22 protein-coding genes, 1 pseudogene and 1 other annotated feature are annotated in these 26,151 nt (G+C 37.7%); of the genes and pseudogenes, 2 read left to right on the forward strand and 21 right to left on the reverse strand.

From position 1 onward, the window contains the following. Positions 1-101: 101 nt before the first annotated feature. The 15 genes and pseudogenes from radC to F7888_RS07700 all read right to left on the reverse strand — a co-directional run. A pseudogene (gene radC, locus F7888_RS07630) lies at positions 102-638 on the reverse strand (RadC family protein); the annotation flags it as partial. A 90-nt stretch (positions 639-728) separates the two neighbouring features. Next, positions 729-1,298, reverse strand: coding sequence for a Maf family protein (locus F7888_RS07635; RefSeq protein ID WP_191778585.1), 570 nt, complete (start codon positions 1,296-1,298; stop codon positions 729-731). 207 nt (positions 1,299-1,505) lie between these two features. Beyond that, entirely contained in the window at positions 1,506-2,690 is a 1,185-nt protein-coding gene (locus F7888_RS07640) for an SPOR domain-containing protein (protein WP_191778586.1), read from the reverse strand. Between the two features lie 126 nt (positions 2,691-2,816). Beyond that, positions 2,817-3,563, reverse strand: coding sequence for a GspMb/PilO family protein (locus F7888_RS07645; protein WP_191778587.1), 747 nt, complete (start codon positions 3,561-3,563; stop codon positions 2,817-2,819). Continuing rightward, a complete protein-coding gene (locus F7888_RS07650) occupies positions 3,564-4,163 on the reverse strand; it encodes a PilN domain-containing protein (protein ID WP_191778588.1) in 600 nt (199 codons plus the stop codon). After that, positions 4,164-5,138 carry a type IV pilus biogenesis protein PilM gene (gene pilM, locus F7888_RS07655; protein WP_191778589.1) on the reverse strand — a complete coding sequence of 325 codons (975 nt, stop codon included), beginning with the start codon at positions 5,136-5,138 and terminating at the stop codon, positions 4,164-4,166. Between the two features lie 26 nt (positions 5,139-5,164). Next, a complete protein-coding gene (locus tag F7888_RS07660; protein ID WP_191778590.1) occupies positions 5,165-5,914 on the reverse strand; it encodes a prepilin peptidase in 750 nt (249 codons plus the stop codon). Between the two features lie 97 nt (positions 5,915-6,011). Then, entirely contained in the window at positions 6,012-6,512 is a 501-nt protein-coding gene (locus F7888_RS07665; RefSeq protein WP_191778591.1) for a type II secretion system protein, read from the reverse strand. A 169-nt stretch (positions 6,513-6,681) separates the two neighbouring features. Next, positions 6,682-7,887, reverse strand: a complete 1,206-nt coding sequence (locus F7888_RS07670) for a type II secretion system F family protein (protein WP_191778592.1) — start codon at positions 7,885-7,887, stop codon at positions 6,682-6,684. Beyond that, positions 7,887-8,927, reverse strand: coding sequence for a type IV pilus twitching motility protein PilT (locus F7888_RS07675; protein ID WP_191778593.1), 1,041 nt, complete (start codon positions 8,925-8,927; stop codon positions 7,887-7,889). The genes F7888_RS07670 and F7888_RS07675 overlap by 1 nt, the downstream gene beginning before the upstream one ends. A 10-nt stretch (positions 8,928-8,937) precedes the next feature. Beyond that, positions 8,938-10,596, reverse strand: coding sequence for a GspE/PulE family protein (locus F7888_RS07680; RefSeq protein ID WP_191778594.1), 1,659 nt, complete (start codon positions 10,594-10,596; stop codon positions 8,938-8,940). Positions 10,597-10,619: 23 nt separating this feature from the next. Then, a complete protein-coding gene (locus tag F7888_RS22910) occupies positions 10,620-11,999 on the reverse strand; it encodes a G5 domain-containing protein (RefSeq protein ID WP_191778595.1) in 1,380 nt (459 codons plus the stop codon). A 24-nt stretch (positions 12,000-12,023) separates the two neighbouring features. Then, entirely contained in the window at positions 12,024-12,617 is a 594-nt protein-coding gene (locus F7888_RS07690; RefSeq protein WP_191778596.1) for a hypothetical protein, read from the reverse strand. Between the two features lie 214 nt (positions 12,618-12,831). Then, entirely contained in the window at positions 12,832-13,365 is a 534-nt protein-coding gene (locus F7888_RS07695) for a hypothetical protein (protein WP_191778597.1), read from the reverse strand. A 17-nt stretch (positions 13,366-13,382) separates the two neighbouring features. Continuing rightward, on the reverse strand, positions 13,383-13,814 hold the full coding sequence (locus tag F7888_RS07700; RefSeq protein ID WP_191778598.1) for a prepilin-type N-terminal cleavage/methylation domain-containing protein: 432 nt from the start codon (positions 13,812-13,814) through the stop codon (positions 13,383-13,385). A gap of 46 nt (positions 13,815-13,860) precedes the next feature. Here F7888_RS07700 and F7888_RS07705 point away from each other — a divergent pair, with 46 nt between their 5' ends. Beyond that, a complete protein-coding gene (locus F7888_RS07705) occupies positions 13,861-15,240 on the forward strand; it encodes a PulJ/GspJ family protein (RefSeq protein WP_191778599.1) in 1,380 nt (459 codons plus the stop codon). A 52-nt stretch (positions 15,241-15,292) separates the two neighbouring features. Here the strand turns inward: F7888_RS07705 and F7888_RS07710 are convergent, their stop codons facing one another. The 3 genes from F7888_RS07710 to F7888_RS07720 all read right to left on the reverse strand — a co-directional run bounded on the left by F7888_RS07710 (position 15,293) and on the right by F7888_RS07720 (position 21,156). Further along, the gene (locus F7888_RS07710; protein ID WP_225228664.1) at positions 15,293-17,011 is read right to left on the reverse strand and encodes a sensor domain-containing diguanylate cyclase; all 1,719 of its coding nucleotides are present in this window, start codon (positions 17,009-17,011) and stop codon (positions 15,293-15,295) included. A 116-nt stretch (positions 17,012-17,127) separates the two neighbouring features. After that, entirely contained in the window at positions 17,128-18,438 is a 1,311-nt protein-coding gene (locus tag F7888_RS07715; protein WP_191778600.1) for a bifunctional folylpolyglutamate synthase/dihydrofolate synthase, read from the reverse strand. Positions 18,439-18,513: 75 nt separating this feature from the next. Continuing rightward, complete coding sequence (locus F7888_RS07720) at positions 18,514-21,156, reverse strand: valine--tRNA ligase (protein ID WP_191778601.1); 2,643 nt, start codon at positions 21,154-21,156, stop codon at positions 18,514-18,516. Positions 21,157-21,238: 82 nt separating this feature from the next. After that, positions 21,239-21,506 (reverse strand) — a binding site (T-box leader). A gap of 278 nt (positions 21,507-21,784) precedes the next feature. Here F7888_RS07720 and F7888_RS07725 point away from each other — a divergent pair. Next, entirely contained in the window at positions 21,785-21,973 is a 189-nt protein-coding gene (locus F7888_RS07725) for a hypothetical protein (RefSeq protein WP_191778602.1), read from the forward strand. 29 nt (positions 21,974-22,002) lie between these two features. Here the strand turns inward: F7888_RS07725 and ysxE are convergent, their stop codons facing one another. From ysxE to hemL, 3 genes are all read right to left on the reverse strand, one after another. Further along, positions 22,003-23,061, reverse strand: a complete 1,059-nt coding sequence (ysxE, locus tag F7888_RS07730) for a spore coat protein YsxE (RefSeq protein WP_191778603.1) — start codon at positions 23,059-23,061, stop codon at positions 22,003-22,005. A gap of 80 nt (positions 23,062-23,141) precedes the next feature. Further along, entirely contained in the window at positions 23,142-24,467 is a 1,326-nt protein-coding gene (gene spoVID / locus F7888_RS07735) for a stage VI sporulation protein D (RefSeq protein WP_191778604.1), read from the reverse strand. 205 nt (positions 24,468-24,672) lie between these two features. Further along, a complete protein-coding gene (gene hemL, locus F7888_RS07740; protein ID WP_191778605.1) occupies positions 24,673-25,962 on the reverse strand; it encodes a glutamate-1-semialdehyde 2,1-aminomutase in 1,290 nt (429 codons plus the stop codon). Positions 25,963-26,151 lie beyond the last annotated feature (189 nt).

The following is a 26,151-nucleotide window of genomic DNA, read 5'->3' on the forward strand; positions in this document are numbered from 1 at the left end:
TATGAATAATACCTTTATATATTAAATAGTCAAAGCACTGAAATTAAAAAAACCTAAACTTAGAGTACTTAGAGTACTCTAGTTTAGGTTACTATGTTTAACGGATCTCCGGAAGGATGATTATGCAAAGCAATAATGGATGCTGCTGAACGTTTGAAGGCTTCTTTGAACACCTCCCTTGGGTGAACGATGGAGGCATTTAGACTGCCGATAAAAATCGTTTGCTTGTGGATGACTTGGTTTTTGGTGTTTAAATAGAGGCAGACAAAATGTTCTTGAGAAAGAAATCGCATTTCTTCCATTAGATAATTTGCCCCATCTTCTGGGGATCGAATCACATATCGGTCTTCAAACTGCAGCCTACCAATTCTTCTTCCTAACTCAACAGATGCCATAATTTGAATGGCCTTTGCTGGTCCAATTCCCTTAATACTTGTGATCTCTTCAATGGTAGCCTCTTTAAGGAGTCGTAAACCCTCAAATTGATTTAACAACCGATTTGAGAGCTGTAAGACACTTTCCTCTTTAGTGCCTGTCCGAAGAATAATGGCAAGTAACTCATGATTTGATAGGCTTTCTGGACCCTCAGCCAACATTCTTTCTCGTGGTCTTTCATCAACTGGAAAATCTCGAATCATTAATGAAGAATCCAATACTATTTTCCTCCCTTATAAAAAAAGAAATTGAATAATGCTGGCCAGGGAGTGGTTGAGATCGTTTTTTCTATCTTATAATTGATAGCCTAATTCTTTTAACTCACGAATCGTTCTTGAAACTGGGAGTCCTACAATTGCAAAATAATCACCATTGACTCGCTTCACAAGAGTAGAACCTAATTGCTGAATCCCATATGAACCTGCTTTATCCTTGGGTTCACCTGTTTTTATATAGTCCCAAATTTCAGATTCCGATAGTTCCCAGAAGGTTACATCTGTTTGTTCGAAGAAAGTAATCTGTTTGCCATTATGTAAAATAGCAACCCCTGTAAATACTTGATGCGTCTCGCCAGATAACATATTCAGCATACGGTAAGAATCTTCTTCACTCTTAGGCTTTCCCAAAACCTCATTTTGAAAAACAACAACCGTATCTGAACCGATCACAAATGCATCACGATGTTGACTTGCAACGCCCTCAGCTTTTTGTAATGCCAAGGACATAACAACCTCACCAGGAGACAAGGTAGGATCAACGATTTCCTCGATATCGCTTACCTTGACATCAAACTTTAAATGAAGATTACTTAGAAGCTCTTTTCTACGTGGAGAACCTGAGGCTAAGATGAGGCTTTGTTCCATATAAATCACCCTTTTACTATGTTTTTTCGTATGATTGGAAGATACTCTCTTATCGTACCAAATTACAATCAACTAGACAATTTTGGAAAAATGGTTTTTATCACAATTTCTATCTTAAGTGGGGTAGTACCTTCACAACACTCAAGAATTCTCCGCAAAAAAAAGGAACTTATTATAAGTCCCTATTCGTAGATATTCAAGCTAAGCTTATGAAAGTGAAGCCGTCCATTCTTGATAGAGTTGAAAGGCATTTAGTAATTCCTGTTGTGATTTAAGTAATGTTGCTTGATCAGTTGATTCCTTATATGTGGCCAAATGGTTATAAGCATTAGTTAATGCTGTCGAAAATGATTTCATCCCGTCACTCATTTCCTCGTTCACTTTCCCTTTTATATTCTCCTGTAATGTAGAAATTGACGACCATTGCTCATCAGAAATCGACTTTGATGAAAAAGAATTTGAAGAAAGAGATAATAATTGCGTGAAAAAAGCTTGGGCATCTTTGATATAATTTGCATCATTCTCATTTACCTTAGTAAAGCTACCTCCAGCAACCTCAAAAGACTTATGAAAAGGCTCCTTATTTTCTCTATCTGCATAGAGATTCCCTATTTCTTTTATCATTTCTTTGTCTGTTCCGATTCCAACAATCACTGAGTGAGAACCGTCCATTTCTATCGTTGTAGCTGCAAATCCAGATTGCTTAATAGATTCGACTAATTGATCGACTGCTTCTTTATTTTTATAGACTCCCTCTTGAACATATGCGACATTGATCGGTTCTAGTTTTAACTCTGCCGCTCCAGCACTAGGCTGATTTTCTTTCTCTTCACCCTTGCTACCAGTTGCTGCTCCACCAGTCACGGGTTGAGTTGGACTAGGTGTTCCGACAGCCTGCTCACTCTCCCCAGCTGACATCAAATTCAATATCAATGCACCAAGTCCTAAACCGACAATCACCGCTAAAACTACCGAAACTAGGAAGGTCTTGATAAATGAAGTCTGGATTCTATTAAAGCTAGATTTCTTTTGTTTCGACATAGAGAAATAAGGATTCTCTTTTTTATATTTGTTTCGAACATCCTCAATCTGCACGATTTTTGGAGGAGCTTCATTTCTTGATTGATCATCCTCATTTGGTAATACCCATGAAAATTCATCATTCTCCTCTTCCTTCGCAGCAGCCATTTCTTTCTTATACGAAAATGGTTGAAGGATCTCCTCATCACTAGGTTTACTAGAATTAATAGAATTAGTCGAACCGGCCTTTTCAGAGTCTGTCTCAACACTTTTTTCATTACCATTAATCTTAATTGATATCCGATTACTCCCCTTGTCCATTTCTTCACCACCCTTAAAATACTCTAACACCCACTTCATACTTTCTATCATGCTAGCATACTCAGAAAAAAAAATAACAAGACATTTGTCGACTTGTTGATAAAGGTTTTCGTCAAATTTTTTAAAAGAGTAAAAAAGCACGAAATCAAATGAATGATCTCGTGCTTTCAACTTCTGTTACTCATCGTCTTGTTCAGATGTATTCATAAATAACGGATTCTTCTTCTCACTCGGAGTTGGGAAGTTCACTTTTGGTGCATCCTCAGCAAGCTCTGGATATACAGGCATATAGAAGGTGGATACAGTCACCGTGTAATCTAATGGTGCATCTAAATCCTCTTGATTAATTGAAACAGCCTCTTGTTTACCAGTAAATGAAAGCGAGTCCACCTTTGTAATTCTTGTTTGGTGCTCAATTTGTGATAGAAACCTCTCTAGTTCATCATAGCCTGGTGATTGGACTGAGATGGTCACAGTTACCTGCCTTAACCCTTCTGTGATGGCAGCTGGGTCAATCGTTATTGGTAGTTCTGCAGCTTCTGTTTCCTCTTCTTCCGTCGTTTCTATCGGTTCATTAGTTGGTGCTAGTGTAAAATCACTTTCACTAAAGGACATACTTGTGATTTCACTTCCTGACACATTTTCCGCTTGTTCGATTTCTAGTAATAGCTGTTCAACTAGTGGGATGACAGGAATTTTCTTTTGTATTTCTGTTGAACTAACAACTGGAATATCTGACTCTGTTTGATTTTGCTTCAAGACATCGATAAACTTTTTTTGCATGCTAACATTTGATTCTAGTCTTTCAATTTCGCTTTTAATTGGACTAACTAATAGAAACATCATTAAATAGGTGATACCAGCTAGAACGAAAATACTTAATAATAACGTCACGAGATGCTTTTTTGTAAAACGGAGAGTCACTTAATTCCCCTCCTTTTGAAGCTGCTTCAATTCTTCCTTGTTTATAACTAACTCAAATTGAGCTAAATATCTTGGTAATATGACTTCATCAGTATCTGTTTCTTCTGATGTCTCACCAGCTGGCTGTGATGAAGTAATACTATTCACCCTCGATTCTGTTAAATAGGGTGATTCTTTCAATGCTGCTAAATAGTTAGCAACCTCTGTATTCGTATCAAATTGAACAATATAGCTTACATTTCCTTCACCTGTATAATTGAAGGATTGAATAAAACCACGTGCTGGTAATAGACTAGATAAATGCTGAATCAAAGGAACCGCTTCAACAAAATACTCATCAGCCCACTTCACTGTTTGGTCTAGCTTAATCACACTGTTTGAATCATTCCCTTGCGTAATTGCCTGTTCAAGTGCAATTCTTTCAGCCTCGAGACCTGAAAGAGTAGATGACAAACGCTGTTTTTCAGTGTTCATTCTAGATTGCTCAGTTATGACAAAGACAGTGCATAGCAAAGCTAAGACTAAAATAGTGATAAACACAACAAAACCAGCTCTATTTTTTATTTGTTTTTTTGGTAGTAAATTGATTTCGACTAACATTTACTGCACCTCTTTTAGTGCCAGGCCAAGTGGTAAATAATAATTAGCTGGAAGATTTTCGATTGAATCTATTGTGATTACATCAACTTCATAGCGATCACTGATTCGTGAGTAGACTTCATTTAAATAAGGATGATCACCACTTAGAAGAATCCTCGTCACTGATTCCTGCCCTTTCATTAGTGAATATTGATAGAAATTTAAGACATGATCAATTTCACGGTAGAGTTCTTCAAATATCATTTCTAATGCGCGTTGAGTATTCAACCATTTTATTTCTGCTTTCGTACCAGCTGTACTTTGTTGAATGTCCCAATCATCCATAGTCGTTTCCAATTGGAGATGACGCATAAAAATTGGAATATGTTCATGAAAAATACTTAAGTTCACCGTTTGTAGATCAAACTGAATGAGCAAGGTATGGTCATCAACATTCGTCTTATCGTTATAGTCAAATAAGCGATACATGCATAATGGTGAAATGTCTGCAGCAATTGGTTTTAAAGAGACTTCCTGTAACAATGTTGAATACGAGATCGCAACTTCCTCTGGTGCTGCAAATAACAGGACCTGCTTTTTCTCATTTTGTTCCGGTAATATTTTGATATCAAGAACTGGCTCATCAAATGGCAAGTGAATTGTTGCCCCTAATTCTGTATATAAATAACCGACAATTTCATCATCTCTTATATCTAATGGAACCGTTATTTTACGAATAACAACGGCTGAATCAGGAATCGTAAAGCGAACCTGACGCTTTTTAATTCCCCACTCAGACACACATTCCTCTAGGATTAATTGCAACGTATCTCGTTCAACGATTTTCCCTTCATCAATGACTCCAGAAGGTAAATAGCGTTCACGGTATTTTTGAACAACGATTGGGGAAGACTGTTTCACGCCGACATAACGGATTACATGGTCTTTGATAATGATGTTTGCAATTTGATTGGATGAAAATAACTCAAAAGCCATAGAAATAACCCCTTAATGTGTAAGTATCATGTATAAACAAGTGAAAAGTACCAATTCATGATTTCTAGCCCGAAATAATATGCTAATAGCGTTCCTCCTACAATCGCTGGACCAAATGGCATTGGTTTGCCACGCTTTAGCTTACCTGTAAGTAACCCAATCGCTCCAATTACTGCTCCGATAAGTGTTGCGAGGAAGAAGGATAAGAGAGTTAGCTTCCAGCCAAGAACAAGTCCTACGACTGCATAGAGCTTAATATCGCCTCCGCCCATTCCACCTTTACTAATAATCGCAATGAACAAAAGAAGTGTAAAACCGACAGCACTTCCTAGGAAGGGATCCCACCAAGGATCAAGCGGAATAAAGATTCTCTCAATTAGCACAATTGGAGCAAAAAAGAGGAGGACTTTATCTGGGATAATCATGTATGTAATATCTGAAACAAAGACAATCATAAGTAGTGATACCAATGTCCATGAAACGATCAATTCCTTTGACCATCCCACCAACAATGGTGAAATCGTAAAAAGAATTGCTGTCACCATCTCGACAGATGCATATATAGGTGAAATCCTCACCCCACAGTTTCTGCACTTTCCTTTTTGAAGGAGGTAGGAGAACACTGGGACAAGTTCCTTGGCTGTTAGCTGGTGATTGCAGCTTGGGCATGAGGAACGTGGTTTTATGATTGATTGGCCTGCTGGGATGCGTAAGCCTACTACTATAATAAATGAACCAATTAATAAACCATAAAGTGCAATAATAAAAAAAATCAATTAATCAGCTCCTAAAGTTCTTTAATCCTTAAATTTATAAAGAATATATCCTAGTTCTATATATAAAATAGCAGAACTAGGATTATTTAACCAATCTTTATTGAACAGTGTTTTGAGCTACACCGCTTCTATCAAGATCATTTTCTGGAGTCAAAGGGATATTTCTCTGGCTACCCAAAAGTCTAACACTATATGAGAAATTGTTACCGTCTTTAGTTACTCTTACATAAGACCCTGTAGCTGGCTCACCTTTATTTGCTTTATCTGCAACACCAGTATTATATCCTGCATCAGCAGACCCATCAGGATCTTTAATAGGCTCAATATACCCCTGTGTTTCAAGGTAATTTAAAGAGATAAAAATTGCATCCGTAGCATTATTGGTTGTTGGTTGTAAAGCAGGGTTTCCAGCAACAGCTAACTTAGCAGAACTAATCATCTGTTGTGCATTAGCAACATGTGCGTCTTTTTTCGAGTTATCAATTAACCCACCAATACTTGGAATGGCAATCGCAGCAATAATCCCTAAGATAACAACAACAGCTAGTAATTCAATTAACGTTAACCCTTTTTGATTCTTTAAATGTTTTTTAATCATCCTTTTCTTGCTCCCCTTTAATAAGTTGTTGGTAGTACTAATTTACTATTTTTATTATAATCGGTAAGCCTGCAAATTACATCATTTTTTTACAGGTTTAAGCAATATTTTTTCCTGAAAAGCTAAAGATATTACGGAATATGTCGATATACACTTAATGACCTATTTTTTATTGAATATGATTAAACATATCAAACATCGGCACCATAATCGCTAGGACAATAGTCCCGACAACTCCAGCTAATACAACAATCATTATCGGCTCGATTAATCCCTTTAAAGCATCAGTCGTATTTTCAACATCATCTTCATAAAAATCGGCTACTTTTCCTAGCATTTCATCTAATGAACCCGTATTTTCACCAATAGAAATCATCTGTGTAATTAACGGGGGAAATACCCAGTGCTTTCTCATTGGATCGGTTAATGAATTCCCTTGCTCAAGTGATGTCCTCGCATCTTTTATTACTCGTCCAATCACTTCATTCTCTACAACATTCTCCACAATTACTAAAGCCTGTAGAATTGGTACAGAACTAGTGAGTAGAGAGCTTAACGTTCGCGTCATTCTTGCCAAAGCTGATTTTTGTAACAGCTTACCGAAAATGGGCATTCGAAGGACCAATAGATCCATATAATACCTCGCCTGCTCCTGCTGTCGCATCATGGTTAAGGCTAAAATAATCCCAATTACAATGAACAATAAGAGCCACCAAAAAGCTTGTACAAACTCACTAGCACTTAACACAAATTGGGTTATTCCAGGTAATTCTGCTCCAAAATCAGCAAACATATCAACAAATGTTGGTACAACCCCGATTAGCAAATATATGACAACCGCAACAGTCATAACTCCAATCACAGCTGGATAAGCGAGCGCTGATTTCACTTTTGATTGTGTTTTATGTTGTTTTTCAAAGTGAACGGCTAGACGTTCTAATGTATCGTCTAGACTTCCACCCATTTCTCCGACTCGTACCATATTAATAAATAAATTTGAGAAGATTTTTTTATGTTTACTGACAGCTGTAGAGAGTGAATTCCCCTCTCTTATATCCTCTTCAACATCTCCCAACGCTTTTCTTAAAGCCTTACTACTTGTTTGAGCAGCTAAGATTGAGATCGATTCAACAACCGTTACTCCCGCTTTAATTAAGGTCGCAAATTGTCTTAGAAAAATAACGAATTCCTGGAGCTTGACTGGATTTCCAATCGTAATATCCTTCGTGAATAGTGTTTCCGGTACTTCTTCAATTGATACGACTCGTACGCCACTCTCCCTAAGCTTAACTGCCGCGTCCTTCTTTGTCTTACTTGTTACAACACCAGACCTCTTCCCGGTTTTATCTCTACCTTGATATCTATAACGTGGCATTATTCAATTCTCTCCTGTACAAAGGGTTGTGCAACCTCTTTTGAAATCACCCCTGATTGGACTAACTCTTTTATATTTGTTTCAAGCGTATGCATCCCAAGTGCTTTGCTTGTTTGCATCACATTATACAGTTGATGAATCTTCTCCGTTCGAATTAAATTAGCCACGGCTGGTGTATTCACTAGTATTTCCGTTGCAGCATGACGCCCTGTTTTATCAGATGCAGGAAAGAGTCTTTGTGAGACGACTGATACGAGAACAGATGCGAGCTGTACACGAATCTGTGGCTGCTGCTCTGGCGGAAACACATCAATAATTCGATCAATGGTTGCTGGTGCACTTGATGTATGAAGAGTCGCTAGTACAAGATGTCCTGTTTCAGCAGCTGTAATGGCTGTATGAATGGTTTCAAGATCACGCATTTCCCCAACAAGGATAATATCTGGGTCCTGCCTTAGCGCTGCTCGTAGACCATTTGCAAAAGTTTTCGTATCAAAACCAATTTCTCGTTGATCAATAATACTTGTGTTATGTCGATGCAAATATTCAATCGGATCTTCAAGTGTAATGACATGCTTACTTTTTGTATGATTAATATGATTTATCATTGCTGCTAATGAAGTTGATTTTCCGCTTCCTGTCGGCCCTGTAACAAGAATCAGTCCTTGAGGCTTTTCCATTATCCTTGTGATTACATGTGGTAACCCCAAATCCTCAATCGTCGGAATTTCAGAAGGGATCGCTCGAAACGCCATGGCAATGTTTGCACGTTGTCTGTAAGCATTGACACGAAACCGCGAGACCCGAGGAATACCATAGGAGAAATCAAGCTCTCCTTTTTGAAGAAATTGATCCCACATCCCTTCAGGAATGACCGATTTAGCCATTGCATCAATATCAACAGGGAAGAGCTTATTTTCTCCGTATCGCTTCAAGTCACCATGAATCCGAAATACAGGTGGTACGCCTGGTGTGATATGAATGTCTGATGCCTTCAATTCTGTAGCTGCTCTTAATATATTATTTAGTTTTTCTTCCATCACTTTTCACCTACTCAGCAATTGCTACACGAAGCACTTCTTCTGTCGTCGTAATTCCTTGCTTTACTTTTATTAGTCCATCATCAATTAAGAAAATCGTTCGATTCTTAATTGCAATTTCTCTAAGCTTTGTTAAAGATTCCCCATTCATAATGACTTTTCTCATTTGATCATTCATCTCAAGAAGCTCATGGATCGCCACTCGACCTCTGTAGCCAGTCATGTTACAGGTTCCACAGCCCTTGCCTCGTTTCACTTTTGTGATTTCAATGCCACGTTTCGCAAAAATCTCGAGCTCTCGCTTCGTAGGCTCATGCTCTTCGGCACAGTCTTTACATACTTTGCGAACAAGACGTTGTGCCACGACGCCAGATAATGAGGTCGCAACAAGGAAGGGCTCTACCCCCATATCAATTAATCTAGAAATCGTCCCTAGAGAGTCATTTGTATGTAGTGTACTAAGGACTAAATGTCCAGTTAATGATGCCCTGATTGCTACATTTGCCGTTTCTTGATCTCTAATTTCCCCAACCATGATAACGTTTGGGTCTTGTCTAAGAATGGCACGCAAACCATTTGCAAAGGTCATCCCAACCTGACTATTTACTTGAATTTGGTTAATTCCATCTAGGCGATATTCTACCGGGTCTTCAACAGTAATGATGTTCACATCTTCAGAATTAAGTCGATTTAATGCTGCATAGAGAGTCGATGATTTACCAGATCCAGTTGGTCCTGTAATCAGGACTATCCCAGTTGGACTTTCAATTAACTTTTGGAATCTCTCCAAATTTACTTTGTTAAATCCAAGCTGCTGTAAATCATTAAGTGCTCCACTCAAATCAAGCACACGTAAAACAATTTTTTCCCCATAGACGGTTGGGAGAGTTGATACACGCAAATCGATTGCCTGAAAATCCAAATTCAACTTAATCCGACCATCCTGTGGAACCCGATTCTCTGTAATATTTAAGTTAGCAATGATTTTAATTCTTGCTGTCAAAACACTTTGCATGTTTTTCGGCAAGGTACGTTCTGTTCTAAGTACACCGTCTACACGATATCGTAGAACAACCTTTGTTTCCTGAGGATCAATATGAATATCACTTGCTCGTTGTGAAACTGCATTTTGAAGAATCTGATTAACAAGCTTAACGACTGGTGAATCATCATTTGCCAATGTTTTTTCCTCTTGAACGTCCACTGATGATTCTTCAATGAAGTCCTTCACACCTTCATCTAAGTCGTATATTTTATTGATTGTACGAACAATGTCATCCTTTGAAGCAATCGCTGTTTCGATTTGAAATCCAGTAGCAAGTCGTAAATCCTCTGTCGTATAAAAGTCCATTGGATCAGCCATTGCAACATATAATTTATCCCCTTCTCTTTTCAAAGGGACTAGCAGATTTCTTTGTGCCATCTCTTTTGTGATCAAAGATGTTAAGCTTGTATCAATCGGATAGCGATATAAGCTAACATGTGGAATTCCTAATTGAAACTCAAGAACTTCGATTAATTGCTGCTCTGTTAAATAACCACGTTGTAAAAGTATGTCTCCTAGCTTTTGAGTCGGTCCTTTTTCAGATAGCGCTTGTTGCAGCTGCTCTTCTGAAATAAGACCACCCTCGACAAGTAAATCGCCTAATCGTTTTCTAGTTTTTCGCATATGACCCCACCTCAAAGAAGTTGTTATTTCTCATCTACTCTATCGTCCCAAAACCCCTCATCTTCATCATCTTTATTGTCATCATCATTTTCATTGCCTTCATCGTTATCATCTACAGCCTGATTTGAACCTTCATTTTCACCGGTTCCTGTTTGCGGAGTTTCCCCATCAGTTGTATCTCCTTCAGTTCTGTCGGTAGAAGTATTCTCACCATCTTCATCGATTTCTTCTGATTCGTTTTCTTCCGTCGATTCAGTTGGTGTAACAGGGGTTTTGACTAAGCTTGTCAAAACCACTTTATGAATAGGCTTATAGTAATCCTCTGAAATGACTGTTTCCTCTGCTCTAGTTCCTTGCTCATTCACTCGTATGACTTTAACCATTAATCCACTTTGTCCTGATTCAATCTCTGTTGACGTTCCAAAGCTTAGCTTACTATCATAACGTTGAATGACTCTTGGCTTAACCTCTTCTATATCCCCAAGCTTAATTCGGTAGCTAGTTGGAAGGTCTGGGCCAACTAATTCTGTTTTCATCCCATTTGATGTCCGAGTAAAAATCAGCTTGTACTCGAATGGGTTAGCATTATATAACATTAAATCCTTACTCTCTTTTTCTACACGCGCTTCAAAACCAAGTGTCGCATAGGTAGGTAATTGATCACTAATATGACGCTCAATGATTTCTATATTTGAAGGCAGAATGGTTTGATAAATACTTGTTCCAATAATGCTTAAGCTTTCATTACTAGGGTCTAGACCTAATTCAGAAACAAGCGAAAGGAGTGAGAATGTTTTATGTGGTGCTAACGAAATTTCTTTCACATCTCCCACCCAATTTGATAGTTCTGTTGAGATGCTCTCAAGTTGAACTTCCGATTCAGAAATGACCTTTTGATCACCTACTACTAAATAACTTAACAAATCAATCTTCACTTGATCTGTTACAAGATAAGCCGCACTTTCAATGATGGCTTGATTTAGTTCATTCTCATGAAATGAAGTGATTCTTCTATTTGATAAAGACTCAATTGTATGATTAAGTCTTTCCTGATTTACCTGTATAATCAATGGTGTGCTCTGACCTGAAATAGCTGCTTCAACAGTGTCATGGATCGAAAAATGTAACAACTCATTTTTGGGAACCATTTCATTTTCATTACCGAATGTCAAAGAAATTTGCCCAGTGTTCGTCCATGTCTCAACTTCTGCACTGATTTTTGCTTCGGCATCACTTTTTAATAATCCTCCAACATCAATAGAACCGATTGTTGTTCCTTGTGCAAATTTATCATTTGCTATAAACGCACTATAGGATTTCGTACCTATTTGAGAAATGGTAAACATAAATATCACACATGAAACTAATATCATTGCAAATTTCATTTTAACTTGATTATTCACTCTTGCACCCCTTTCCTCCCGACTTTACTTCTTATTGTCTTGATCTTCAAAAACTATTTCTTGTAATTGTTCAAACCCTGCATTAGGTTTGATCGGATCGATGGTTTCCACAGGTTCGGAGTGCTGACGTTCGTTATCTTCCTGAATATCTATTGAATTAATCCAGTCATTCCTGTCAATCTCTTCCTCCGTTACTGCTACTTCTTCTGATGTGGTCTTACCATATGTATTGACTGGAGGAGTGGAATCCTCTTCTATAAATTCCTCATATTGTTCTACCAGATATGCATCTTGATGATTCTCATCACCAGCTTGATCTAACACAATTATTTTACGATTTTTGGGTCTAACTATTTGTGTATGGGTAGGCAAAGAAGCTTCATCAAAGCCTTCAGAAACACGATTCCCTAATAAAATTACAAGTAATATTGACAAAAGAATTAGTAATGCAGCTACAGCATAAATACTGATAAACTGACTCATAAATACACCCAATAGGGTTAGTAAAAATGCTAACAACAGGACAAGCATTTTTGTTCGAGGCTTAAGACCTAGTGGTACCTTGTTGATCAATGGTACTAAAATTAAGAATGCAATGAATGTAAAGAGATAACCCACAGAGCTTCCACCTTTTTATAGTAATTTAGACCTATTCATTCGACAATGAATAAGAGATTTAATTTTATTTTATAGGATTTTTTAGTAATATAAAAGCTGAATTTTACTGTTTTTGCAATATTAACAGGAATGTTACTTGTATTTTTGAACTTACAAGGTGCATGTGTCTTTTGAACTAGTTAGAAATTCTATGAAATACCAATTCTACTGTTTTTCAGGGAATATCTACCAACTTAATTGACCTTTCAAACTCACTTGCACTGCTTGTATCAAATTTACCACCGAAAAATGGGGTAATCGTACCTTTGACGGTCACAGTATATAGCTTTTCCGTTCCAATGCTACTTTCATTCACTGCTAGACCGACGATTTTAATTTTATAACCATTGTTTGAATCTAATTGTATATTCATCTCTGAAGTTCCTGTTGGAGATAGTTGGTATCTTCCTAATTCAGCACCTATGCAATTCTTATAATCATTGGAATTTTTAGCACCTTCAAGGCATTTTGTGACCGTCGAATTTGCATTTTCACTTGCATTTTGTACGATACGATCAACCACAGATTCGATATACATTTCTCCCATAGATACAAGTTTATCATTTTGCAAATGCTGTGCAGTTAATTCATACTGGCGTGCACTATTGGTAATACTTGACATAATTAGAGGGATAATAATCCCAATAATAACGATGATAACAAGGACTAATAATAGTGCATATCCTTTCTGATTCTTTAAGAGCTTCATAAATCTTTCCTACTTCCTTATTTAAGATACCCATAAATGTGAATGAGAGGTTTTGTAGATGATTGAACATTTTTGTCTGAATATATTTTAATTTGGACTCTAGACAGTCCTAGCTCAAGCTCACTTGGCTTGTGCTCTGCCAAGTTCATTTTAGCAACATAAACAAAATATGATTTTCCATTCATTGTTTCAGTGAAAAGTTCTTCTGGTCTTGGGTTAGGCTGAGATGATGTAGGTAAGGCACTAATTTCCCCATCCTTTACATCTGATAGAACCTTCTCCGCAAGATTAATGACTGTTAATTTGTCTTCTTGCTTGTTAGAAAAAATAAAAAATTGCGAGAATACTGATAGGAAAGATATAATGATGATACTAATAATAACGATTGAGGCAAGTAACTCGATTAATGTTAAACCCTTTTGATTGAAGTAAATAGTGAACTTATTCATATTCTCATCCTTTATTGTCAAAATTCTATATTGTGTGGTGTTAATTATGTTATCAATAAAAAAATATCTCTCCCAGCAGGCTGGTATTACACTAATAGAATTACTAGCAACTATAGCTATTTCATCTATGGTTCTTGGATTAGGCTATAGTGTACTCACTACAACGTTAAAATACAACGATAAAACGCAATCTCATATTAATTTAAGACAAGAGGCTAACCTCATTATTACTCAAATGAGACAACAACATCAAGCTAGAAATGCAATCTGCTATGATCAATTACAAACGGAAGATGACATTACTATAAATGTTAAGCTGAACTCTGAGGCCCTAACTCAAGGGAAATGTTGGGGTCCGATCGCTCCCCAAGCAGACTTACCAGAACTACAGGTTGCCCTTTCTTTAGTCAATACGAAGCATAATGACTCATATTCAATTGATACTGTGTTGGAGGGTAAAGAAGTTAATCAATACTCAATTCCTTTACCAAAAGAGAGCGAGCCACCCATTTATGAGTATATATACAGTAATAATATATTTGTGTATGGGTCTGATTTCGGAATTTCTGGCTCTACCCCTGTAAGAAGTAATGCAAATAATGAAGGCACGCAAGTTGGCGCTGTAGTCATTAACAATCTTAATAAAAAAGATTTAATCTTAGGTGGAAATAATGAAGTCTCTGTTAAAAATATCTACATTGATAAAAAGGGGAATAATGTAACTTTTTCAAGTAGTACAAAATTAGGGATTAAAAATGTAACTGAAATTGTTCGAATTGATGGAAATGTTCAATTGAATAATGGTGGCGCAAGAATCGATAGTGATGTTGTATACATTGATGGGAATGTAACTTTCGGTAGTAGTGCAATCATTGAAGCAAAAAAAGTAATTATCACTGGAAATGTTACATTTAATAATTGGTCAGCTGCAATTATTGCTAAAGAGACTTATATTGGTGGGAGAGTCACTCTAGATCAAACTAACGCCCCTAACATGTCTCAAAGTAATCAAAAAAGATACAATCAATTAAATCTTGAAACCATCCCAAAGATGATTAATATTAAAGTACCTTCATTCCGCGAGGATACTTGGTATAGTAAAAACGGATATCAAGTACGAACAAGTGGGAAATTAACAAATGGCGCAAGAATTTATTCTCGTACTTCCTTCACAGAAAATGATTGGCATGAGAATACTAGGAATGTAGTGATCGTTAGCAAGGGCGATATTACATTAACCAATTTTGGTGGAAGTACACTCTCTGGGATCTTATACGCACCAAATGGCAGAGTTACCTTTAATGGACAAGGCTTTACAGGAATCATTATCACAAGAGACGGATTTTTCACTGGAATGAATCCATCGATTTCATTTGCTGGAATCGATCAATTTATAACAAATCCTGACTTAGTTCCTTTTCAATAAAAGTAATATTTCGTAGAAAAAAAGCACTTCCCTTTTATGGTGAGTGCTTTACTTATTTCACATACATTGCCACTTTATTTCTACCCGCCTGCTTCGCTCCAGTATACATCGCACGGTCTGCATGACGTAATAAATCAAGTGGTCCTTCTGCATCTTCTGGTGCTGTTGCAAATCCGATGCTTGCAGTAATTCTTACCTTAATCTTCTTCCCACCTGCTAGGTCGTCATGAATGGTAAATGGACGGTTTGCAATCATTTGCCGAACGGTTTCTGCAATTAGGTGAGTTGTTTTTTTATCAGTATCAGGTAATACGATGACAAATTCCTCTCCTCCATAGCGAGAAATGGTACCGATATCACCAACGATATTAATCAATCTCATCGCTAATTGGACGAGAATCTCATTACCACTTTGATGACCATACGTATCATTTACTGTTTTGAAATGATCAATATCTAATAAAATCAACGATAATGGCTTTATTTCTTTGTTCGTTTGAATTTTCGCATATTCTAAATCAAGTAGTTCTTCGAGATAGCGGTAGTTATACAAGCCTGTTAATGCACACCGTTCACTCTTCCTTTTTGCTTCTGCATGATGTCGTGCATTTTCAGTTGCAACTCCAAGATAAGATGCCAATATTTCAACAATGCTTAACTGATATTTCTCAAACGCTCTTTTACGATTTGATGCAAATAAAAGAACAGCTACTACACGCTTATGACGGATAACCGGAACACTGATTACACTTTCAACAGTGTCAGGAAGATAGAATTCCCCGATTTCTCTCCATTCTTTCTTTGTTTTATATAAAACCGACTGTTCATTCGCCCATACGGACCCACTTATTCCTTGATTTTTAATGATTGTACGGAATTGTGATTTTTGCTCATTCCCTTTTTCATAATGACGAATCACCTGTAAATATTCATCTCCGACAGTATCTAAAATATAGGCATAATCGACAGGAAGCATTTCTACCGTTTTTTCTATAAATAAATCTACCACTCTGGACACTTCTAATCGACCTGCAAGTTCATGACCCAGCTCACTCGTTTTTTGTAAATAAGAATTAATCCTCTTACTAGAGTAGTATAGTTTTAATATAAGCGATAAACTTACAAGTGGGATCCCAACATATAAGACTGCAACTAAGCCAATTTCGATATAAAGCATAAATAATAAGATTGCTATTGGAAAGTGGAAAAGCTTAGAATAGGCTTCCCACATCAGGTCTTTACTTAAATAAGGACCTTTTACTTTATATACTGATCTTTTAATATAATAGAGTATGGTGTGATTCCCGAAAAATTTCGACAATTCATAACCTAAAATGGTTAATAGTACATGTCCAGATGACATGTCAAGGCTACCATGAGTTCCTCCAAGCAGATAGTATACTCCCCCACCAAAGATAGAAACCCCTAAAAACATTAATGAATTGATTGGAAGTCTATGAAGATCCTTCTTACCTATTTTTATATTCAAAAGTAAAACAAGCATTGCTAATTGGGAGAAGATAATCTCTATAAACAAACCGAAATATAAGAAGACAACAAGGGAGACCCCTTCTATAAATAGAATTGGGGTTCCATTAACGACAATCGGGAGAATGGAAAGGATAATTGTTAATAGTAAGAAGCTAAAGAGATCAACCTCATAACCAAACAAGGTATATTCGGTTTGATTATATATTAACCACATTGTGATTGGAAAAATTAGAATCCATAAAGACCATATGATAGTCTTTGTTTTTCTACTAATATTCAATTACCTTCCCCCCTTTCACCTTTTTATATCTTTTACATTTAATAACAATATCTTACCAAATCTTTCGACAATTGTCACTAAAAACTAGGGTCATCACCCTAAGCGGAAGACACCTCTTAACAAAACTTTTCGAGGATATAAGGACGGACTTCTGATAGAAAATATAACGATCCAGTCACAATTAATACCTCATTTTCAGTTAACTCAGATACCTTCTGATCAATCGCTTCCTTCCACACCTCATTATAATTTCTGAGGATGTGTGTGTTAGTTGATAAATCATATAATGCCTTTGCACTTGATACTCGTGGAAAGTCAAAGCTAGTAAATGTAATAGATGCTGCGATTGTTATTAGAAGCTCAATCATTTCTTCAAGCTTCTTATCCTTCATTGCAGAGAAGATAATATGGACCTTCTTATTCTGTAAATGCACTTGCACAGTTTGAATTAAACTGCGAACACCTTCTGGATTATGAGCTCCATCTAGAATAATAGGTGGGTTGAAAGAAACTTGCTCGAAGCGACCAATCCAAATTGATTGTTTTAACCCGTCTCTTATCGCTTCTTCTGTAACTTGTATATGGTTGTTTTCTGCTAAATACTCAATTACCTTCACGGCTAAAGATGCATTCTTAACTTGATGAGCCCCTTTCATCGTAATTTCTAGCTGGTCGTATTGTTGCTTACTAGTTCTTACTGAGAACTGTTCACCCAATTCTGTTGATTGATGACTCGCTATAAAGTAATCCACTCCCATAATGTAGCTCTGAGAAGCTAACTCATGTGAACGCTCTACAATTACCTCAAGGGCTTCCTTTTGCTCGACACTTGTTATAACTGGGATCCTTGGTTTAATGATCCCTGCTTTTTCAAAGGCAATTTCTCCTAGTGTCTCCCCTAAAAAATCCATATGGTCATAACCAATATTTGTGATGACCGATACCATTGGTACAATAATATTAGTGGAGTCTAATCGACCACCAAGTCCAGTTTCGAAAATCACAAGATCAATTGTCTTATTCTTGTCAAAATAATAGAAAGCCATGGCTGTAATGACTTCAAATTCTGATGGTCCTCCTAAATCTGTTGCTTCAAGCTCCTCAGCTAACGGCTTAATCACATTCACTAGCTCAATGATTTCCTGATTATAAATAGGGATTCCATTCACACTAATTCGCTCATTGAAGATTTCAAAGTAAGGCGAGGTAAATGTCCCTACAGAGTAACCCGCTTGCTCCAGAATATTTCTTACATAACAGACAGTTGATCCTTTTCCATTTGTACCCGCAACATGGATTCCTTTGATTTTCTGTTCTGGATTTCCTAACCGACTCATCATCCATTCCATTCGTTTCAACCCTGGCTTAATGCCTAATCGTAACCGTGAATGAATCCACTCTAATGCATCCTCGTATGTATGAATCATTTTCCTCTCTCCATCCTTCATGCAACTTAATAAAAAGCTGCCGAGTTTGTTCTCAGCAGCTCTTTACATTTATCATTAGCCTTTTAATTCAGTAATACGACTACGAACCGCGTCACGCTTTTCGATATAGTCAGCTTGCTTTGCTTTTTCTTCTTCTATTACTTTTGCTGGAGCTTTCTTCACAAAGCCTTCATTTCCTAACTTCTTCTCCACTCGTTCTACTTCTTTATCAAGTTTTTCGAGCTCTTTTTCAAGACGTGTGATTTCCTCTTCAATGTTGATTAAGCCATGAAGCGGAAGAATTAATTCAGCACCTGTTACAACAGCAGTCATTGCTTTATCGTCAGACTCGATTTCTGTTCCAATTGTTAACTCACTTGGATTACAGAAACGAACAAGGTAGGAACGATTTGTTTCAAGCTGCTTCAAGACTGTTTCGTCTTTTGCTTTTATTTTCAACTCAATTTGTTTGCTCATTGGCGTGTTTACTTCTGCACGTATATTACGAACAGTACGGATAATCTCAACCAATAATTTCATATCACTTGCTGCTTGAGCATCAGACAATTCTGGATTCACTTGTGGCCAGCTAGCAACTGTAATGGACTCACCTTGGTGTGGTAAGCTTTGCCAAATTTCTTCCGTCACAAATGGCATAAATGGATGTAATAATCTCATTGTGTTATCTAATACGTATGCTAGGATTGAACGTGTTGTTTTCTTCGCGGCTTCATCTTCCCCATAAAGTGGAAGCTTCGCCATTTCGATATACCAATCACAGAAATCATCCCAAATAAAGTTATAAAGTAAGCGACCTACTTCACCAAACTCATAACGTTCAGCAAGCTTTGTTACATTCTCAATCGTTTCATTTAGTCTTGTTAAAATCCATTTATCTGCTACTGATTTTTCACCAGTCAGATCAATTTCATCATAGGTGAGGCCATCCATATTCATTAATGCAAATCGAGATGCATTCCAAATTTTATTAATGAAGTTCCAAGTGGATTCTACTTTTTCCATGCTAAAGCGTAAATCCTGACCTGGTGAGCTACCTGTAGATAAGAAGTAACGTAATGAATCGGCACCATATTGCTCGATGACATCCATTGGGTCTACACCATTTCCAAGTGACTTACTCATCTTACGACCTTGCGCATCACGAACAAGTCCGTGAATAAGTACATCCTTAAATGGGCGTTTCCCTGTAAATTCAAGCCCTTGGAAGATCATACGAGATACCCAGAAGAAGATGATATCATACCCAGTGACAAGTACATTTGTAGGATAATATCGCTTATAATCTTCATGATTTGTATCAGGCCACCCCATAGTAGAGAACGGCCATAGTGCAGAACTAAACCATGTATCTAGAACATCATTGTCTTGTGTCCAGTTCTCAATATCTGCAGGCGGTTCATGATTTACATAAACTTCTCCTGTTTCATTATGGTACCAAGCTGGGATACGATGTCCCCACCAAAGTTGACGTGAAATACACCAGTCACGAATATTTTCCATCCAATGAAGGTAGGTTCTTTCAAATCGATCTGGGACAAAATGTACTTTATCCTCTTTAGATTGTAACTCTACTGCTGTATCAGCAAGTGGCTGCATCTTAACGAACCATTGAGTTGAAAGATATGGTTCAACAACTGCACCACTTCGTTCACTATGTCCAACAGAATGTGTATGTTCTTCGATTTTGAAAAGAATGTCAGCTTCTTGAAGATCCTTAACTATTTGTTTACGGCATTCAAATCGATCTAATCCTTGGTACTTTCCTGCATTTGCGTTCATCGTTCCATCTTCGTTCATTACTAAGACACGTTCTAAATCATGACGATTTCCAATTTCAAAGTCATTTGGATCATGAGCTGGTGTTATTTTAACAGCACCTGAACCAAATTCCATATCAACATAGTCGTCACCTACAATTTTTATTTCCCGGCCAATAATAGGAAGGATGACAGTTTTTCCGATTAAATGTTTGTATCGCTCATCCTCTGGATGTACGGCAACTGCTGTATCTCCTAGCATTGTTTCTGGACGGGTAGTTGCTACTTCAATCGTTCCTGATCCATCAGCAAGTGGGTAGCGCATATGATAGAATGCACCTTGAACATCTTGATAGATTACTTCAATGTCTGATAATGCTGTTTTTGTTGCTGGATCCCAGTTAATAATACGCTCTCCGCGATAAATTAATCCTTTGTTATACAGAGAAACAAACACTTCACGAACAGCCTTTGATAAACCTTCATCTAAGGTAAATCGCTCACGGGAATAGTCTAATCCAAGACCAACCTTTGACCATTGTTCACGGATATGGCTTGCATATTCTTCTTTCCACTTCCATGTTTCTTCTAGAAACTTCTCGCGTCCAAGATCATATCGAGTCGTTCCTTCCTCACGAAGCTTTGCTTCAACCTTCGCTTGTGTTGCAATCCCTGCATGGTCCATTCCTGGAAGCCATAGCACGTCATACCCTTGCATTCTTTTAATACGAGTAAGAATGTCTTGTAAGGTTGTATCCCATGCGTGACCAAGGTGAAGCTTACCTGTTACGTTTGGTGGTGGGATGACGATTGTATAAGGCTCTTTCTTCGGGTCTCCAGTTGCTTCAAAGAACTTCCCTTTTAGCCAATATTCATATCGACCTTGTTCTACTGTCTTTGGATCATATTTCGTTGGTAGGTTTAATTCATTTCCTGCCATTTGTGTTTCCTCCTACAATTCAATTGGTATTATCGTTGATACAGCTGCTTTTACACACAAAAAACTCCTTCTAGCCCTGTAAATAAAGGACGAAAAGGAGTTGATTTTCCGCGGTACCACCTTAATTCATAGCTTGTCAAACAATATGTACAAGATCTATGCTCTTAATATCAGATAACGGCTGTCCACCGGCATAAAACTACTAAGACATGCTAGAAAAGCAATAGTCTGTTCATCAAAGCTACTCAAGGGCGACATTCAATCGTACACGATTCCTAAGAAATCTCTCAGCTATTGATTTCTCTCTCTGCAGGTGTTTACGGTCTACTCTTCCCTATCAACGTATTTACTCTAAAATTATAATCTATCTCCTATAGTACAAAAAAATCGTTTTAGACGTCAACATCTTCTCCAAGTTTTTATTAACTTATTCAGTCGCTCGAGAAAATGTATGGGCTTTTTTTACGTAAATTAGCACAATCGTTGGTGGAGAAACATATTTTATTATAAGACACTAACCTACCTAATTGATATTTGATTAATGGGGAATCACCGATTTGGTATTGAGTGGGACATTTTCCGTCCCGATATTGGTGCCTGGCACCAACAAGAAAGGGGAATGTTGAGAATGAGAAAGATTAATCCTTATACGTATCCGCCATGGTTGCGTCAAACAAGAGCGGTATGTGCACAATTTACTCTGCCAATCACAATTGTACAAGGAGTCAGAACGATTTTCCTTCCAACCACTTTTGATGTGATTTTGCTTGCAGTATTTATTATCATTACTTGCGCTTTGAAGCTTGATTGGTTTTAAAAAGGGCAGACAAACGTCAGCCCTTTTTGTTAATCCTTAGGGTCCAGTTCTTCTTCAAATTCCTCAGCTAATTTCTGTTCCTTTTTTTGATGCTCCTGCTGCATCATGTGAGATGCGAGATATTCGATGTTTTTGTTTAACCAATAAGCTTTCGTCAGTTGTTTGACCGACTCCTGCTCACTTCCTTTTGTCTTTCCATTTACATAAGAATCAACTACCCGATACATTGGCTCTGGATATGTTAAATAAGTTAGTAACAATTGGATTTCTTCATCTCTAAGCGGAAAGTGTTCATTATAATAATTATACCATTCAAAGCATTCATCACTTTGAACAGGATATGTTCGGAGTGTACGATAATAAAAAGAAACAAGATCATTAACAGGCGAGGCATGTTTTAGTTTCTCTGGACTCAATAAATAGCCCTTGTTATTTGAATCGTATAAGAAATGCTTGATTGAGATTTTCCCGTGTGTGAAGGCCGTTCGAAATGACTTAACCTCTTTCATCAGCCCATACCATTCATCTAACCTTGCACGCGCAAACTGACAAGCCTGCATCATTTCTGTGAAATATGAAGCAAATTGCAGCTCAAACGGAGACATATATAATTGATTTTCACAACGATCAACATAGCCTTCAAGAAATTTGTTTCTGTTCTCCCACTTCTCTTTTAAGCCTGTGTAATACTGTTTCACATCTTCTTCATCGAAATTCAATTCTTTCCTTGTCACTGTGTGCAAACGAGCTACCTGTCTAAACATTTGCTGATATCTTTCACTCCGTTCAAGAGACGATTCATTATTTAGCCATGGCATTAAATAGTAAAATTTATTTGCGCGTTCAACCACAAATTGTCCATTGATTGTTTTGAAGATAGGAATGACTCTTGTATAGCCTTGACTGTATAGCTCTCCAATATGATAAATGAAACGCAAATCTTGATTCTTTGAGATTGATTTCAGCGCATATTGACCTTGCTTTGTATGAATCTTCAATACATTCCTACTGTGCTCTTCAATTTGATCAACCTGTAATTGGTATGCTTTCAGAATCTCTCCATAATCAAGTTTCTCCATAACGGCCATTTACTCGATTCACCCTCTTTCTATGGTGAAAAAATAAAACAGGTGAGGCCATTAGACCTCACTCATCTGTTTTGCTTAGCTTATTTAGAGACTGGAATATACAACAACTGTCCATCATTAATATGAATGTCTTCTGATAATTGATTTACTCTAAGTAACGCCTGTACAGACACCTCATAGCGTTCTGAAATGGTTTCTAGTGAATCATTATGTTGAGCAATACAGATTTTCATCTTTGTGAAATCTTCTTCATCTTCACGAGTAAATATCTTTGTTAAGGAAAGCGCATTTTCACTTCGTTTCACAGGTTCTTCTTGTCCCTGTCCGACTTCTCTTTCCTCAACAGCAGCTACCGCTTTTGAATTGCTTTTTGATTCACCAAAATGATACTTTTCCTCAGGTCTACCTTTAAACTCCACCTGTAATTGTGGCTGCTTCACTGGTTCTGGTTCTAGCTCTGGTTCTGGCTCTTGAACCTCTAGCACTTCAGGCGCAGGTACTTCTTCTTCAAACTGAGTTAGAGCATCTGGGACGAATTCGTCAGGAGCTGGTGTATTCTCCTCAACCACTTCCTCTTCTACCTCAGAATAAATTTCTTTCCTTGCTTCGACTTCAAAAGGAGTGTATAGATCTTCTTCTTTGTCATCACTTGAGTGATCAGGAATAGAATAAAGGTCCATATTAACTGTCTCTACCTCTGTAGAATCATCTTCATTCAGAAGTGATCTTGGTGAGAAGTCCTCGTCTTCCTTCGTAAATACGTCATTACTGTTAAAGGTAACTTCTGGCTGTTTAACTACCGGCTCATCTTCCTGACTGGCACGAAAAGCGAGTTCGGGCTCTTTCTCGGCTTCTTCAACAGGTGAGGCTACTGATTCAGTGACGTCAACAGTTTCTGGTGAATAACTAGCAGGGTAGTTAAGCTCTACGGGCCGAGCCTCCTCCTGAGTCTCCTCTACAGATGGGACGCTTTGTTGGTTGCCGTAGATTCCACTAATTGATAAATCAGCAACTAGCTCCAGACAGCCTCTTTTTGGTAACTCATAATCAAATGACTCAATCGCTACGTACACATCATCCAAGTTTTGTATACGATTCTTTGGAATGGTGATGTCTACGGGAAAGTTATGAGAGAGTACACTAACTCCATCCTCACGAGTAACCACTTCATTTACGACACGAACGGATGTGAAATCACGGTCATCATCTTCTGAAGTATTTTCCTCTATACGATACTCTCCTGTTAGCTGTAATGCACCACGAATAGACACGTATTGATCATGTTCTTGAATAACGATATTTGGATCTAATGAGATGGACACTAACTCAGAGACTTCCTGTCCCTTTTGAAACCACACAGACTCTTCTACTGAAAATCGTAAATACGATTTGTTCTCTGATGACAATATCAACTCCTCCTTTCAATACCTGCAAAACTTTTACCTATGACAATACAGATTTATGTTTGAACAAGAGGAATTATGATAGTTGTTTTAGGAATATTGAATTTTGAAGATACAAAAAAGGATGTATACACATCCTTTTTTAAATAAATCTATATGTAATGGGACAAATTTCATCCCACTTTTGGTGGCAGTCACCAATTGTTGGTTATGCTCGTAGTTTTGAAAAAGCTACTTCTGCAGCTGCAATTGTTTTTTCAATGTCTTCAGCAGTGTGCGAAGTTGATAAGAATAATCCTTCAAATTGTGATGGTGGTAGGAAAATCCCTTGGTCTGCCATATCACGATAGAAGCTTGCGAAAAATTCTAAGTTTGATGTCTTCGCTTGATCATAATTAGTCACTTCTTCTGATGTAAAGAAGAATCCAACCATTGAACCAGCACGATTTAATCTGTGCGGGATGTCGTACTTCTGTGCAGCAGCACCTAAGCCTTCTACTAATCGATCCGCTTTCTTACCAAATTCCAGATAACTTTCTGGCGTTAATTGAATCAATGTCTCATATCCAGCTGTCATTGCAAGTGGATTTCCAGATAAAGTACCTGCTTGATAAATTGGACCACTTGGTGCAATTTGATCCATGATTTCCGCTTTCCCACCATAAGCTCCAACTGGAAGACCACCACCGATTACTTTCCCTAGACATGTTAAGTCAGGTGTTACCCCATAGAAGCCTTGGGCACAATGATAATCGACACGGAAGCCAGTCATAACCTCGTCAAAAATTAATAGTGTACCGTATTCTGACGTGATCTCACGTAAGCCTTCTAAGAATCCTGGTTGTGGAGGAACAACTCCCATATTTCCTGCTACTGGTTCAACGATAATAGCAGCTAGGTCTTCACCGAATTGTTCAAATGCATAGCGGACACTCTCTAAATCATTATATGGCACTGTAATCGTGTTTTTGGCGATGCTTTCTGGTACACCTGGGCTATCAGGTAAGCCTAATGTAGCAACCCCTGAACCTGCCTTAATAAGTAAAGAATCCCCATGACCATGGTAGCATCCTTCAAATTTCATGATTTTGTTCCGACCAGTATATCCTCGTGCAAGACGAAGGGCACTCATCGTTGCTTCAGTTCCTGAGCTAACCATACGCACTACTTCAATCGATGGAACACGTTCAATGACAAGATTCGCTAGTTTTGTTTCTACAAGTGTTGGTGCACCAAAGCTTGTTCCTGACTCTGTTACTTTTTTAATCGCTTCTACGACTCTGTCATCAGCGTGACCATGGATAAGTGGTCCCCATGATAGGACATAGTCAATGTATTCGTTTCCGTCAATATCATAGATTTTGGAGCCTTTTCCTCTTTCCATAAATATTGGGTCCATATTAACTGATTTAAATGCACGGACAGGGCTATTTACGCCCCCTGGCATAATTTTCTTTGCTTCTGCAAATGCTTCAGTAGACTTTTGATAACTACGCATGAACGAACAAATCCTTTCTATCTTGGTTTTTATGTATACTGCTTTATATAATAATGTGTTAAAACCCGCAGTCTGAATACACTCCGCGTCCTGCGGGGTAACCGGTGAGCCTCCTCGTCGCTTTAGCTCCTGCGGGGTCTCACTTTGGCTACTAATCCCGCGGGAGTCTACGTGTATTCAGCCTGCTAG

It is taken from the genome of Litchfieldia stipae (assembly GCF_014837155.1).
In the GTDB taxonomy this organism is placed as follows: domain Bacteria; phylum Bacillota; class Bacilli; order Bacillales; family Bacillaceae_L; genus Litchfieldia.